Source organism: Symplocastrum torsivum (assembly GCF_059505465.1).
Genome location: NZ_JCACKQ010000005.1, coordinates 51,724 through 66,334, shown reverse-complemented (window position 1 = coordinate 66,334; position 14,611 = coordinate 51,724). Strand labels below are relative to the sequence as shown.

Sequence of the window (14,611 nt, the reverse complement as noted above, 5' to 3'; positions counted from 1 at the left end):
AGTCAAAAAGTTTAATTTAAGACTGGAAAAATTACCTCCAAAGTGGGTAGACTTCTGTATGAATTGCAAAGTTAAGGTTTTTTTACCACTAGCAGTGCTTCGTTGTGCCACTTCAGTTGTGCTGACGCTCTTAATAGCAAGTAGCTGTAGTGCTTTCCCGATCAGCCAGTCTTCCTCTAGAACACAAACGGGAGATTCTGTGTATAAACAGAACTCTGAACCTCATACTATTAGTTCCCTTCCCAAAGCGGAAGTAACCAATTCTGTGTATCAAGCTAATCCAGGACCCTATACGGTCGGCGTTTTGGATAATATCACCCTCACAGACACTCGTCGCGATCGCGATGTGCCAGTCAAGATTTACTATCCACAAGGACAGGGACCGTTCCCTGTGATCATCTTCTCGCATGGAGCAGGAGGCTCTAAAGAAATCTATAGTTACCTGGGCGAGTTTTGGGCAAGTCATGGATATGTCTCTATCCATCCCACACACCAAGGTACTGATACAACTGTCCTGAGAACACAGGGACTAGCAGGACTAGCCAGAAATAGCAATGAGCCTAGACAACGCCAGCAGCGTTCTCAAGATATATCGTTCATAATCGACTCTTTCGGTACATTGGAACGTCAGGCTCCCGAACTAGGCGCAAAAATGGATCAATCCCGAATTGGGGTTGCGGGTCATTCTCTTGGTGCTTACACAACTATGGCAGTTGCTGGAGTCCGCCTAGCTCCCCCTTGGGGTCAAGGTGGAGGGGTTCGTGACCCCCGTGTTCGAGCCTTTATTGCGATCTCTCCTCAAGGTCCAGGAGATGCTGGTCTAGATAGGTACTCCTGGGATGCAATTACAGCACCAGTGATGATTGTGACAGGTACTCGTGACATCGCACGTGAGACTGTAGGACGCCAAGAACAGCCAGCATCGTGGCGGCGGCAGTCTTTTCAGTACATGCCTCCTGGAGATAAATATCTTGTCTGGATCACGGGTGCTACCCACTCCGCTTTTGGTACCGGTGAGAGTCGCGCTGGTATAAGAGGTGAAAATGGTGTAGGACTGAGGAGGAGAAGATTGCTAAGAGAGAACAGGCAAAGACAAACTGACGCTAACACTGAAGCTAACACGACTGGGATAGCTGATACAGAGACTGTACAACGCTATACCAAAATAGCAAGCCTAGCTTTTTGGGATGCTTATCTCAAGGGAGAAACCCCAGCCAGAACCTATCTGAAGTCCACTCAGCTTCAAACTTATAGTGATGGTGATGTCTCAGTTTCTGTGAAGTAATTGGCGCTCTTGTCTACTAAGTAGATTTTGCCTGTTGGTCAAGAGATTAAGGAAGCCAAGACCAAATTTCAACCTGTACAAAGCGAACAATAGAACGAGTGAAGGCGGCAAAAACTGGCATGGTGCGTCCTTCAATCTTTGCATAACCAGACATCCCAGCTTTAAGCAATCTATCTGTGTTAGGCAGGTCTACAGTGACTTTTACAAACTGTTCAGTCAAGCTAGAAGTAGATTCATCAGCATTAGTAAGCTTAGTGGAATCACTAGCAGCGATCGGCTCCACAGAAACCACTTCTCCAGTAAGGGGTTTATCTGGATAAGCTAAAAGCTTAACCTCTACTTTTCTACCGACAGAAAAATCGCCTATATCGTATTCTGGGACTTCTACTTCGCCTCGAATATGATGATTATCTTCAGCAACAGCAAACGTTTCACCTTGATCTAGATAGCTACCCACTTTTTGGTTAAGAGATGAGGTCACTAGATAACCATCAATTGGCATCACCAAGGGAGTTCGTTTAACTTGGTCTTGATTATATTTCAACTGTTGCTGGAAACGCTTAAGATTAGCACGAGCCGCTTCAACTTCTTTACGAGCTGCTTCAATCTCTTCAGGAAAAGGACCACTCAACACTGAGGCTAAGTTAGCTTCTGCTTTCTTTATATCTTGACGCTTTTTCTCTACATTCTGTTTGGCTTCTTCAACATTCTGTTTGGCTTCTTCAACATTACTACGGTCTGTTTCTGCATCTTTTGCAGAATTTTCATATTGTTGTAAGGAGAAAGCGCCCGTATTGTACAAAGCCTTATAACGTTCCGCTTGACGAGAGCTAAATTCTGCCTTGCCAATAGCTGTTTTAAGCTGTTCTTGAGCAACTTCCACTTGTTGTTTGGCAACTTCCACTTGTTGTTTGTCAACTTCCACTTGTTGTTTGGCAACTTCTACATCTTCCTTTCTAGGAGTAGCGAGTAGTTTTTTCAAGTTAGCCTGTTGCTTCTCTAGCTCAGCTTGCTGCTGTCTTACTTGCTCTTGTGTTATTAATACTGAATTTTCTATATCAACTGCCTCTAAATTCGCAATTACAGTTCCCGCTTTTATCCATTGACCATCTCCACCCTCGAAAAAAACTTTAGTGATTTTACCTTTGACTTGTGCTTGAATCTGCTGCTGTGTTGGAGGTGAGATTTTGATTACACCACCAGGACGATATGGGTAAGGCAAAAAAAGTAATATACCTAAAGCAACTAAAAGAGATAGTCTAATGAATTTCTTCACCCAAGACTTTAGTATCTTATTAAAGCTGTTCGATTTATTAACAGATTTAGGAAAATCACTGAGAAACAAATCTACCTCTCCCAGTGGATGAAATAATGGTGTTTGCCGAGAGCGATCGCTTGTTTTTTCTAAATTATTTTGGTTATGTGAGTTCTTTCTATCCTGCTTTGGGTGAGTCGCTACCCATAAAGTCCGAAAGCCCAGCATAAAAGGTAGACTAATTAGTAAAGCTGTGGCTCCGTTTCCTAAAATACCAGGAGAAATATTTCTTAGCAGCCTATGAGACATATCATTAACTAGCTTTAGTGCCAAGAATATCCAAGTAAGGATCATCAGAAGAGATAATCCTTGTAGCTTCAGTTTCTCTGGGAAAGTTAATCGCTTTGGCAAAGGTCGCCGCTTCAGGATCATATCGAAGATAAGAAGATTCTTTTTAAGCCAGTTCGGGGGAAGACGAAAGTATGCAATCATCAATCCGTAACCGTCAGATGGCCAAAACGGGCTGGAGTCAAAGAGGAAGTCTAGGTATCCCATATAAGCCAATGAAATAGCCCAACCTCTCAATCCATTTTCAGTTCCCTTCGTCCAGTACCAAATCAAGGTTCCTAAAGAAAATATAAGAATTCTAATTATTAGTGGTGTGCCAAAAGACCATAACTGAATCTTACGTGGAAGCTGCCATATCCCATCTTTTTTTAGATAAAAGCGAGGCAGAATCCCAAATGTTAGCTTCAGCCCAAACTCTCCTACAATTCCACCATAAGAAGTGCAAACTATTCCCTGAGCTAGCTTACTAGTTAAATTGACGACAGTCATGTTTAAAAGATGATAAGCCACCCAAGAGGTCGGTTTTACCAATAAACCTATATCGCGTCTAAATAGTAATTGATTGTTGAATATAGTAAATAAAGCTAATATCAATAAAGGGATTAGTAACCAAAGTAACAAAGTGGCAATTGGCTGAAAAGGCTTAGCCATCTTTGCCAGAAATTTAAAAAATGATTCTGAATTAGATACTGCCCAGACTTTGCCTCTTTTTCCTTTCTTTCGACGCTTAGATAGAGTTGAGAATTGTAATTTTTTATTTTCTTCTTCGCTTTCCGTTGAACTAGTACCGAGAGGAAGCGTCTCTTGCTCATCAAATACTTCCAGAAGACCACATTCTGCAATTTCTTGTGAAAATTGATTAAAATCCTCTTCTGTTAGTACTAACCCAAACTGTCTTTCAAAAGCTGCTAATATTTCTGATGGCGTAGAAATACCATCCATAGATTTGCATAATAAATATTCCTCTTCCCCAAATTCAAACGCTTCACCAGAACTTGGCTTCTTGAATGAATAAGAGTGTTTTGAAGTCTCCGGATCTACGGTTGTTGTAATCAATAGATCTTTTCGTAAGCGAGTTTCTAAAGGTTTATACATGACAACAGCAATACCACGATACACTTGGCGTTACAAAACTTAACCGAATTGGTTTGAAAGCTAAGATAAAGTTTGCCTTACAACAATCCATCTAATTTAACTAACATAGCTAATTTATTGAGACTTTATGCCCAGGAAGATGAGGGATTGGCAATAGACGCTATAGGTTGGGTTGTGGGCAATGGGTACTCTGGAGAATAGCTTGATTGTTATAGTAGAGCTTTGTCCAGCGATTTGCCCTATAGGTTGCTCCACAGGGAAGTGCGGCTGAATTGTCTAGAAGTTGTGAATAATAGAGAGGTAAATACGTTAAAATTAACACCAACTTGCCCTATGCCTAGACTGCTTACAAGAACTTCTCGGAACAAAGGCTAGATAATGATGAAGTAGTGAAAAGTACTGGTGAGGTGGACAATGCCGTAAACATTCGTAGTTAGGATGAATAGGTTAGCTCATTAAACAAGAAGCTGATTTGACTTAAGTTAAACCTACTTGTAGAGTTAGAGGTTTCGCCACGTCTAGAGCCTAAACTTGCTGAAGCAAAAGCTGTTAAAGACAGCTTTGTCGGTTTTCTACTTGAATGACCTGTGAGGAGCCTGAACCCCTTACAGCAGCATTTGAGAATGCTATGATAAAATCCACAATTTACGAACAACGGAGTTTTTATGCCAAAATTTATTCCTAGTGTAAAACGGCTGACTGAAGAAAGAAACCAAGTAAAGGTTCAGGATATAGCACCTCAAGTTTCAGATAGAGATCGATTAAAAATCGGTCTTTCACTTGCCAAAGAAAAACGTCTTGATGAGGCTTTAGACGAATTTAAAGCTGTTTTGGAAAACAATTCTTCATCTATTCCTGCCCATATGGGTGCAGGAACTGTGTATCTGAGACAGAAACGATATGATGAGGCGATGAATCACTTCCAAAGTGCAGTCAAACTAGATCCCTTGATGTCGAAGGCAGCATTAAAAGTAGGGAGGATTTACTTCATAAAAGGTGAGCTAGATAAGGCAGCTGAGGAGTTTCAGAATGCACTCAACCTAGACCCTAAATCGACTCAAGCTTATATAGCAATGGGTCAGGTTTTCATGAAGCAGAAGGATTACGAGGCTGCCATAAAGCAGATTTCTAAGGCTTTACGCTTAAATCCACAACTGGCTAAGGCTCGTCTACTAGTTGCCCAAATTTATAAAGCCCAGGGGAAGATTCCAGAAGCAATCGCAACCCTTAACACTGTACTGACGATCGATCCCAAACTTTTTCTTCCTTATTTATTAATAGGTCGCCTTCATCTTATCCAAAAGGAATATGGTCTAGCAAAAGAGGCTTTTCAAAAAATAATTAACAACGAGCTGCCAACACCTGGGGCTAATCTGGCGAAGCTCTTAGGCTTTGCAGAAGCTTTAACTGGAGTAAATGAACTAGAAGAGGCTGTTCAAATTCTCAGGAATTTGCCTGAAGTTGATGCTATTGCCGCCAAAAAACATCAGCTGTTTGGAGATGTTTATTACAAACAAGGCTTATTTAGGCAAGCGACAGAGGAGTATCAAGCCGCAAAATTCCTAGCTTCACAGGAAGAGAATGCGATTGATGAAACGGATGACTTTGACATATTGCTAGAACAGGATGACACTCAATGGGAGGACTTAGCAAGTACCTACAGAGCCTTAGGTAAGTCATTACTTTCCGATCCTTCTAATCCTCAAACTCCACAAAGACGCATTTCGAGCCTTTAAGTTTAGAGTTTACATAACGCTATGTGAGCGTTTTTTTCTCAGTTCGCTGTCGGTAAGTTGATAACAGATAGATACAGTGGCTCAGAAAAAAATTGATTCAGGCTTAGCTAATGAAACAAAAAGACTGTTTCAATCCTTCTTGAGTAGAAAGTTTATGTTCAGCCCTTTCTTAGAGAAGTTGGCTCAATAGCCAGAGTAAACTTAGCTTGATGTATTAAGTTGTAACCGTTTGACTTTACCCAATAAGATTGTTCTAGATGACAACAGACCATAGTGCATCAGCCGAAAAGCGACAAGCAATTCTACAACAAATCAGAGAACGTCACGGTAGCAGACAGAAATCCTCTAATAACCAGCAGGATATTGAGCTGCGACAGAACCTAGCTAGGAGTAACCAACAGACCCGTAACAATCAAGAAAAAGCTCTTCCTATCGATTTTCTGAAGAATGTTCAACAATGGATAAACAGCCCAGAAATTGAGCCAAACTCTACCTCTCTACAGGAACTTGAGCAACGTAAGCAAGAACTTCAATATCGCTCTGCTTGGCTACTAGGACTACTTGAAGTTACACAAAAGGAATTAAACGCTATACAGGAACATATAAAAATAAGAACAACAAAGTAACCTCTACAGGATAAAAAATAGAATGCGTGTGTTTCTTATAGAATCTTAAATCTCCTAGTTTAATGTAGAAGCTTAGGCATATTGTATGATTCTGGAGCTACATCAAATACTCAGGATTTCTACGAAACTTTAATGCCAAAGAGAGTTATAGCGATTCTCGTATCAGTGAAGCACATCTTACTTTCTTGCCAATTCCCCATTCCCAATTCCCGAAAACCCAGAACTTGTATCTCATCCTTTAGGAGAACCGCTACATATCACTTTCTTATCTCTGTATTGGAATTGCCTGTCTGAGGATTACCAATGGCTGAACCTCTAATAATCTTGTGCCCTTTACGTTCCTTCTCATCAGTTGCCTGTGGAATGCTAGGTCAACATCCAGAAATGTATGGTTTTCCGGAACTTCATCTATTTGTTGCAGACAGTATGCAAGAACTAATGCTGTATCACGAACACAAAGGTAGGGTAAAGGGAGGACCGGGCTTACTTCGGACGTTGGCACAGCTGCATGATGGAGTTCAAACAGAAACGACCATTCATAAAGCAAAACAATGGCTAGATGAACGGCAGAGTTGGTCTACCAAAAATGTCTTTGATTATCTGCTTGAACAGATTAATCCCAAAATAGGTATTGATAAAACTCCTGTAACTGTTATGAAATCTGAATTTATTGAGCGTGCCTATACAATGTTCCCTAAAAGTAAGTTCTTACATTTAACCCGTCATCCTATATCAGCGGGAAAATCAATGCAGGAGTTTTTTCAACAAATGTCAAAAATCTCTGTTAGAGAGTCTTCAAAGACATTAGATCCCGCTAGACTTTGGCTCCAAACGCACAGCAGAATTATGGAATTTACTAGCACACTGCCAGTGGGACAAAGTATGCGGCTCAAAGGAGAGGATTTATTATCTAATCCAGACGTATATTTACCACAAATAGCTGAGTGGCTTGGTGTGCGAACGGATAAAGAAGCGATTGAAGCAATGAAGCATCCAGAAACTTCATCCTATGCTTCTATTGGACCACGAGGAGCACGGGGGGGTAATGATCCGAAATTTTTAAAAAGCCCTGTCCTACGTGTAGGTCAAGTTTCAGAACCATCACTGAATAGAGCTTTGGAATGGGCATTAGATCAAGGATTTTCCACAAAAATTACTAAACTTGCAAAGCAAATGGGCTATCAATAGCGGTAGCAAAAGCTACATAACTATGTATTAGTAAAATCAGGCACTAAGTCCTAATACAACTAGGCAAAAGCGTATTACATTGCTATCCATAAATTCTAGAATGACTGAACCATTAATTATCCTATGTCCGTTACGTTCTTTTTCATCAGTTGGATGTGCCATGATTGGTCAACATCCAGAGATGTATGGTTTTCCTGAGCTTAATCTTTTTGTTGCAGACAGTGTTGAGGAAATGCTGCTGTATTATCTCCGCCAAGGAAGACCTCAAGGTTTGCATGGGTTGCTACGCACACTGGCACAACTACACGATGGTGTCCAAACAGAAACAAGCATTTTTAAAGTTCGAGCATGGCTACAAGAACGAATGGACTGGTCTACAAAAAAAATGTTCGACTATATCCTGGAACGAATTAGCCCTCGAATCGGTGTAGACAAAAGTCCCGTAACGGTTATGAAGCCAGAATTTATCGAACGTGCTTATGCAATGTTCCCGAAGGCTAACTTTTTGCACCTGACTCGCCATCCCATATCAGCAGCCAAGTCGATTCGTGAGTACCTTAAGCAAATGTCAGAGGTACGAGAAAATCTTTTTAAACCAATGTTAAAGACCAGTGGAACCCCTAAGCCACTCATTAAGAATGCACTCAAAGAAACTACCTTTGACCCGGCTCGCTTATGGCTTTACACTCACAGCAGCATTATCAACTTTACTAGTACGCTGCCTGTAGGGCAGAGTATGCGATTAAAGGGGGAAGACCTGCTATCCGAACCAGACTTGTATCTACCACAAATAGCAGATTGGCTTGGTTTACGAGTTGATCAGGATGCTATTGAGGCGATGAAACATCCTGAGAATTCATCTTATGCCTGTCGCGGTCCACTAGGGGCTAGGGGTGGGAATGATCTAAAATTCTTAGATAGCCCTAGATTACGTTCTGGCAAAATTTCAGAGCTATCACTGAAGAGCAAGACTGAGCTAGATTGGGCTTTGAATCGACAATCTTCACAAAAAATAATTCATCTAGCTAAGCAAATGGGTTATCAGTAGTTCTATTACTAACTAGAAAAAGAAATGTCTAAAGACTCTTTACTAGCGGCTCAATACTTTGCCAGTACCGAGCAAAAAGGTTACCAACAGTTGACAAGTAGTTTTAGCTGTTTCCTATTCTTATTTCAAAATCATTTATATCTTGCAATCACATCTAATTCAACACAAAAAGCAAATCACTCTGGCAAATTATTACGTCATGATTCCCTAAACGATACCTGGGATGAAGTGTATCAATTACCTCTATTAAATGAGGATAGTAGTGCTTATTTGACAAAGGCATCAAAGTCAAATATTAGTCAGAATGATTTAATCCATCATAACAAAATATTCAGCGAGATAGCTATTTTTAAAGGGGAAAGCGATAATGCCCCAATGCTTTATCTAAGTCTTATCTCCTCGCTTGAATCGCAACTTTTACGCACAGAAACTTGTGAATCTTTTCATGTAATTCCAAAGGCTAAAGTGGAACAGTATAGGTTGTCTTTCCGCCAACTTTATCCGTTCCAAAATAAGCTTTATGCGTCCTGTTTAGGAAGATTAACGGGTGAAGCCGAAAAGTGGGAAGATCTGCCTATTGTCTATGTTTCAGATGATCCAGCATTAGGACTATGGCAATGCACAAGTTTATCGGGTTTTGGCGACTCGAATAATAAAGCCATTTCCCAGATGGTGGCATTCAATGATTGCCTGTATGTGGGAACTGTAAATCTAGAGCAAGGATTTCAAGTCTGGAAAACTCAAGTTATTGAACCTTTTTCTTACTCTTGGAAGCAGGTTATCTCCAAGGGGGCATATAGATATACGATGAATGAATTTGTATCATCTATGGTTGTTTTTAAAGGCAATCTGTATGTTGCTAGTGGCAGATCATTACTTGCTGAGAATAATACCCATGAGTTTAATACTGCTCCTCCTGAATTGATTCGTATTTATCCTGATGATAGTTGGGACTTAATCGTCGGTACACCGAAATTTACCCCTGAGGGATTAAAGGTACCTTTATCGGCAATGGGACCAGGTTTTGATGACCTTGAGCAATCGAATTTTCAGTGCCTACTGGTTCATGATAATTATCTTTATGTTGGAGTCCAAAAACCGGGCAGGTTTCAAATGTGGCTTTCAGAAGATGGAGAAATCTGGGAAACTATTCCTTTAGAGGGAATTACTAATTATCCCCAAGTCGAGCTATGTGCGGCTATGTCCACCCCATTTGGATTAACCTTTGTTTTTGATACAATCCATGGTCAAACTGCAAATAATTCTTTATCTAATACACTTGGAGTTAATGGTTTAGAGATTTGGATTGGCAAGGAACACTAGTGCAAGAAGAAAAGAAGGCAGGAGGCAGAAGGCTTTTATGAATATTGCTTGTACAGTAAGCTTTTTAACCTTTTTCAACTGGATAGTTATTTCCGCTACGCTGCACTAAGTTGTTCTGATTCTTGTAGGGCTTTAAAGTAAATCCAAGCATTATGAAGACTCAAATAGCACCAGTTTCTGAAAAATTTGGTACTCTACTGCTAGGTACAAAATGTAGCAGCATTTTTAGCTTAGATAGAGATGAAGTTATTGACTTATTTAAGTCTTCTAATTTATTACTTTTTAGAAGTTTTAACGTTAACACTGATAAATTTAAAGCCTTTACTGAGTTATTTAGCACTAACTTTATGGCTTATATAGGTGGCGCCTATAACCGGGAAATGATTAAAGGAGACAAGACTCTCTTATCAGTAACAGGTCATAGACTTTCCTTTGCAGTTCCTCCTCACGGAGAGATGTATTACAAAAAAAATAAACCCCAACTTATATGGTTTTATTGTGCTACTCCACCCTTAAAAGATGGTGAAACTACGGTTGGTGATGGAGCTGAGATTTATGAAGAACTAAGTTCTTCTACCAAAAAGCTTTTTAGCACAAAACGATTAAAATATATTCGCAATTATCCCAAGGCGATATGGAAGGAAATCTATCAAACTGATGACCTGAGAGTAGTTAAAAAAATATGTGACGAAGAAGATATCTCTCTTAGGGTAGATCAGGAAACCTATGCGATCGCAACGGAGTATTTATGTTCAGCCGTTGTTCAAAGTAGAAGAGAAAGTCATCCTATTTTTATTAACAATATCTTACCCGTAGTAGAGCAAGAGTTACAGGGTAAGGAAGCTAGTCTTGTGAGGTTTGAAGACAACTCCAAGATTCCCGACGCTGTTATCGATGAACTAAAAGAAGTTACTGACCGGCTCATGAAGCCAATTCAATGGCAAACGGGGGATATCTTGATGATTGATAATACAAGATTGCTTCATGGCAGAAGGTCATTTTCAGATAATCAAAGGGATATATATGTCAGGCTGTGTAACGCAGCTTTCCCCTTTTGAGAGCTAGGGATAGTTTCTTGTTTAGCTGCTTTGCCAAATTTCAAGACCACCATTGGGATTATCTTCATAAGTCCATTGCTCATTGACTTGAATGGCAGCACGCGGACCAAAAGGATTAGCGGTACCCATAAAAAGACCATAAGGTGTAGATACGATATTACGGAGTCCGTAGTTATAAAAATTGCCAAATCCTTGACGGCTTACTGGTAGCCAGTTTTCTCCATCAAAAGACCGCCACAGATCGAAACCGCCTTGATTCTTAATGAGATTTTCAATGCCTACTTGCTCTAGCAGCCAATTTAGCTTTTGAGATTGACCTTTAAGTCTGTTAAAGCGCAGGATGATGCTCCAATTCATGGTACCTGCATAAAGCCAACCATCATGAACTCCCATTCGCCAGATGTAACCATTGGAAATACTACCAAACCCTGCTGGCAATCCACTTAAAGGAAACTTACCGTCTCGCTCATCACCCACGATAATTTCCCAGGAGCCATCGTGAGCTATCCTGATTATTTCAGCTCCTGCCGGACCTATTTTATTCCGATGATCGTAACCCCCGTTTTGTATACCAGTGCCTACATATAAAGCATCTTTGAAAACCAACATACTGACGGTTCCCTGATTGAGGCTGCCCCGGTTTGCACCACGAGTAATTACTTTTGTCCAGTGGTAAGGAGGTTCTCCCTGTGCATCAGTGCGCCATATTTGAAAGCCGTTATTGTTAAACGTACCAACGTAGAGATAATTACCAAAATCAATCAGTTCGTAGATTGTCTTGTTATCAAAGTCACCAAATCCCGGTTCGTTGACAGCTTGCCACTCCTCTTGAACAGGGTCGCTAGTTTCATAGATGATAGGAATACCCGCCGTGTTTTGATTGCCGCGAGTAGCACCCGCAGGCGTTGTATAGAGTTTCCCTTTAAAAGGAAACAAAGAACGTAAGCTCGTGATCGGTAGACCAATTAAACCTGGTTTGGAGATTGGAAAAAAATTGATACCATCTTCAGAGCGAAGGATAATCGTGCCTGAACTACGAGAACGCGCACAGGTAGCAACGTAGAGGGCAGGCTCTGAATCGGATTTTCCTTGAAATACTGTCATAGCCCGGTAGCCAAAGTCACGGCTAAATTCAGCTCCTTGAGAATCGGTAACCATCGGAGATTGATAAACACGTTCCCAATAAGCTGTGCCTGGGCTATAGCGCCAAATTTCTCCCCGTGCTTGAGTATATTCAAATTCTTTGGAATAAACAGTATGAGGGCATTCGACTGGCCAAACATTGACATTTAGCGGAACGTGCGGCTTGAGAAAACAGAGAGTTGCCCGACCCGTGCCAACATACAAATGGTCTTTGAACCACACCATGGAGTAAGCGTAGGAATTGTTGCGATCGCCAAAGCCGTTTTCACTAATCTTGCGGAAGTTTGAGAAGCTTAGCCCAGGATTTGGTTCTGGATTAAAAGGTTTCATAATCAGTAAGTCTAGGACGCGGTATAAGATTTTACTAAATAAATCAATAGCTTTGGTCTAGCTGGGGTAGAAGCAACACATAATTCATATACCCTGAGTAGGTAGAAGACATCTTTAGCCATCAAAATAGCTTGAAGTTGATTAGTAGCTAAAGTTTTTCAAGATCGGAGTAACTAACTGCACTCAAGGAGAAACTATTATGACTACTGAACCTACTGTTCCAGACGATCGCGCCCTGACACCCTACGACCCAGAAATGCGTGCTCTTGTTAAGCAAGAGATGCCCAATGCTTCTGAGCAAGTGCAGAACGAAACTATTGCACTGATTGAAGCGATAAAAAAACGGGCTCAGTCAGAGGCACAAGGAGCAGGTGAAGTGACCCGTGATGCCTATCTAACCGCTGTCCGACAAATACGGGAAGTGATTGAACAAGATCTCACCACTCAGCCCTCATCCGCTTTTCTTAGGGCTGTTTCTCCTCCTAAATAGTCGTTGGCATATGCACTATGCAACATTCCTATTACATCAATCAATTCGTTAGGTTGGTGGATTAAAAACTCCGGATTCTGTGCTGCCAAGGCTTCTTTTGAGTTAAAGCCCCAGCTAACAGCGATCGCTTTCATATTAATTTTTTTTGCTGCTTCAATATCTCTAGTTTCATCTCCTACATAGATAACTTCTTCCGGAGTCAAATGGTTCTTTTGTAGAAACTTCCGGAGGACTTTATGCTTACTAAATAACTTTGTTTCTGAAAAAATAAAACTAAACAAGTCTTCCATTTCATGTTTTTTTAGAAAGATTCTGACATTCTCTTCTGAGTTGGAAGTGAGTATCCCAAGCTGATTTCCTTCATAATTTAGTTTGGCTAGAGCTTCTTCTATGCCAAATATGGGATTCAAATATAGAATTTCATTATGTAAATCGGCTTTTAGTCTTTTCAAAAGAAAAGGTATCTTAAAAAGCGAGATTCCTGATTGTTTAATTATTTCTCTAGAACCCAAATTTCTGATTTTAGCGAGGTCATCTGGAACCGCCTGCTTATAGCCGAATTCGCTGGCTAAACGATTACTAATACGAACGACGGCATCAAATGTGTCAGCAAGCGTACCATCGAAATCAAAAATAATTACTTTTACACTCATCATGCAAGCTCGGACTTTTAACAATAATTAGCTTGATGGCTTCGTTGCCTCAAGATTAGCTTGGGCATTCCGCCGCAGCATATCTGGCTTAATTCGCCTTAACGCCGAGGCTGGAAAGCGCCGATTCCACTCATCATCCGAGATGTTTGCTAGTTCGGTGAGTGTGGGAGCGATATTCCAGGGGTAGGGTTGAAATTCTGCTACATCAGTTGTGTGAGCAAAACGTTGGTTCCAGGGGCAGACATCCTGGCAGATGTCACAACCAGCAACCCAGCCTTCTAAACGGGCTGCAATGAACTCTGGCAAGTCCTCAGCCCGATTTTCTATCGTGTGATAAGCAATGCATCGATTAGCATCAACGACAAACGGTTTAGCGATCGCACCCGTAGGGCAGGCATCGAGGCAACGGGTACAGCTACCGCAGTGTTCTGTGTGGGGCGCATCTGGGGGCAACTCTACGTTAGTTAAGACTTCCCCTAAAAATACCCAACTGCCATACTTACGTGTAATTACATTGCCATTTTTGGCAATCCAACCGATCCCCGCACGCTCTGCCCAAACTTTATCCTGTACTGGCCCTGTATCAGCATAGTAACGCGCCTTGACCTCTTCACCTTGCTCAGAAAGCCAGTTAGTAAAGGCTTTTAACTTTTTATGCATTACCTTGTGGTAGTCTCGCCCCCAGCCGTAACGAGAGATTTTGGCAAATTCAGGCTCATTTGGACGTTGGTGAGGAGTGTAGTAGTTGAGAGCAACACAAATCACTGATTGCACTTCTGGCATAGAGGCACGGATATCGAAGCGTTTAGAATTTTCCATCCACGCCATGTCAGCCTGATACCCCAGCGCTAGCCATGCCTTGAGGCGCTGCTGTACAGCGGAGTCAGTATCAGCATCCACAGCCGCAACTCCACACAAGTCAAAACCTAGCGAGTAGGCTTTTTCTTTCAAGTGACTGATGCTGATAGGTATTTTCACTGGTAGTGACATTAATCACAAATAAACCAGACCAGTCATTATAGTTTTTCTGGCT

12 protein-coding genes are annotated in these 14,611 nt (G+C 41.2%); 8 read left to right on the top strand and 4 right to left on the bottom strand.

Annotated elements, in window-relative coordinates; genetic code table 11:
- The first annotated feature begins 199 nt into the window (after window positions 1-199).
- Window positions 200-1,285, top strand: coding sequence for an alpha/beta hydrolase family protein (locus AC5JL3_RS01480; protein WP_496072800.1), 1,086 nt, complete (start codon window positions 200-202; stop codon window positions 1,283-1,285).
- A gap of 46 nt (window positions 1,286-1,331) precedes the next feature.
- On the opposite strand, the gene AC5JL3_RS01475 is transcribed toward AC5JL3_RS01480, so the two are convergent.
- Window positions 1,332-4,007: an HlyD family secretion protein gene (locus tag AC5JL3_RS01475; protein WP_496072799.1), complete on the bottom strand. Its 2,676-nt coding sequence runs from the start codon at window positions 4,005-4,007 to the stop codon at window positions 1,332-1,334.
- Between the two features lie 641 nt (window positions 4,008-4,648).
- On the opposite strand from AC5JL3_RS01475, the gene AC5JL3_RS01470 reads away from it, so the two are divergent.
- The 6 genes from AC5JL3_RS01470 to AC5JL3_RS01445 all read left to right on the top strand — a co-directional run bounded on the left by AC5JL3_RS01470 (window position 4,649) and on the right by AC5JL3_RS01445 (window position 10,962).
- On the top strand, window positions 4,649-5,719 hold the full coding sequence (locus AC5JL3_RS01470) for a tetratricopeptide repeat protein (protein ID WP_496072798.1): 1,071 nt from the start codon (window positions 4,649-4,651) through the stop codon (window positions 5,717-5,719).
- A 257-nt stretch (window positions 5,720-5,976) separates the two neighbouring features.
- The gene (locus AC5JL3_RS01465) at window positions 5,977-6,345 is read left to right on the top strand and encodes a hypothetical protein (RefSeq protein ID WP_496072797.1); all 369 of its coding nucleotides are present in this window, start codon (window positions 5,977-5,979) and stop codon (window positions 6,343-6,345) included.
- Window positions 6,346-6,648: 303 nt separating this feature from the next.
- Window positions 6,649-7,533 (top strand): sulfotransferase family protein, encoded by an 885-nt coding sequence (locus AC5JL3_RS01460; protein ID WP_496072796.1) that lies wholly within the window; start codon window positions 6,649-6,651, stop codon window positions 7,531-7,533.
- Between the two features lie 100 nt (window positions 7,534-7,633).
- On the top strand, window positions 7,634-8,581 hold the full coding sequence (locus tag AC5JL3_RS01455; protein WP_496072795.1) for a sulfotransferase: 948 nt from the start codon (window positions 7,634-7,636) through the stop codon (window positions 8,579-8,581).
- 24 nt (window positions 8,582-8,605) lie between these two features.
- Complete coding sequence (locus AC5JL3_RS01450) at window positions 8,606-9,904, top strand: hypothetical protein (RefSeq protein WP_496072794.1); 1,299 nt, start codon at window positions 8,606-8,608, stop codon at window positions 9,902-9,904.
- Window positions 9,905-10,056: 152 nt separating this feature from the next.
- The gene (locus tag AC5JL3_RS01445; RefSeq protein WP_496072793.1) at window positions 10,057-10,962 is read left to right on the top strand and encodes a TauD/TfdA family dioxygenase; all 906 of its coding nucleotides are present in this window, start codon (window positions 10,057-10,059) and stop codon (window positions 10,960-10,962) included.
- Between the two features lie 21 nt (window positions 10,963-10,983).
- On the opposite strand, the gene AC5JL3_RS01440 is transcribed toward AC5JL3_RS01445, so the two are convergent.
- A complete protein-coding gene (locus AC5JL3_RS01440) occupies window positions 10,984-12,435 on the bottom strand; it encodes a hypothetical protein (protein ID WP_496072792.1) in 1,452 nt (483 codons plus the stop codon).
- 199 nt (window positions 12,436-12,634) lie between these two features.
- On the opposite strand from AC5JL3_RS01440, the gene AC5JL3_RS01435 reads away from it, so the two are divergent.
- Entirely contained in the window at window positions 12,635-12,925 is a 291-nt protein-coding gene (locus AC5JL3_RS01435) for a hypothetical protein (RefSeq protein ID WP_496072791.1), read from the top strand.
- Here the strand turns inward: AC5JL3_RS01435 and AC5JL3_RS01430 are convergent.
- Window positions 12,880-13,581, bottom strand: coding sequence for an HAD-IA family hydrolase (locus AC5JL3_RS01430; protein ID WP_496072790.1), 702 nt, complete (start codon window positions 13,579-13,581; stop codon window positions 12,880-12,882). The two genes, AC5JL3_RS01435 and AC5JL3_RS01430, sit on opposite strands and share 46 nt — an antisense overlap.
- Before the next feature lie 24 nt (window positions 13,582-13,605).
- Window positions 13,606-14,568 carry a tRNA epoxyqueuosine(34) reductase QueG gene (queG, locus tag AC5JL3_RS01425; protein WP_496072789.1) on the bottom strand — a complete coding sequence of 321 codons (963 nt, stop codon included), beginning with the start codon at window positions 14,566-14,568 and terminating at the stop codon, window positions 13,606-13,608.
- Window positions 14,569-14,611: the final 43 nt, after the last annotated feature.

Bases quoted from the DNA above. Each gene is read 5' to 3' on its own strand.
- AC5JL3_RS01445 (WP_496072793.1), top strand. From the start codon at position 10,057: ATGAAGACTCAAATAGCACCAGTTTCTGAAAAATTTGGTACTCTACTG.
- AC5JL3_RS01470 (WP_496072798.1), top strand. From the start codon at position 4,649: ATGCCAAAATTTATTCCTAGTGTAAAACGGCTGACTGAAGAAAGAAAC.
- AC5JL3_RS01440 (WP_496072792.1), bottom strand. From the start codon at position 12,435: ATGAAACCTTTTAATCCAGAACCAAATCCTGGGCTAAGCTTCTCAAAC.
- queG (WP_496072789.1), bottom strand. From the start codon at position 14,568: ATGTCACTACCAGTGAAAATACCTATCAGCATCAGTCACTTGAAAGAA.
- AC5JL3_RS01455 (WP_496072795.1), top strand. From the start codon at position 7,634: ATGACTGAACCATTAATTATCCTATGTCCGTTACGTTCTTTTTCATCA.
- AC5JL3_RS01465 (WP_496072797.1), top strand. From the start codon at position 5,977: ATGACAACAGACCATAGTGCATCAGCCGAAAAGCGACAAGCAATTCTA.
- AC5JL3_RS01430 (WP_496072790.1), bottom strand. From the start codon at position 13,581: ATGATGAGTGTAAAAGTAATTATTTTTGATTTCGATGGTACGCTTGCT.
- AC5JL3_RS01435 (WP_496072791.1), top strand. From the start codon at position 12,635: ATGACTACTGAACCTACTGTTCCAGACGATCGCGCCCTGACACCCTAC.
- AC5JL3_RS01450 (WP_496072794.1), top strand. From the start codon at position 8,606: ATGTCTAAAGACTCTTTACTAGCGGCTCAATACTTTGCCAGTACCGAG.
- AC5JL3_RS01460 (WP_496072796.1), top strand. From the start codon at position 6,649: ATGGCTGAACCTCTAATAATCTTGTGCCCTTTACGTTCCTTCTCATCA.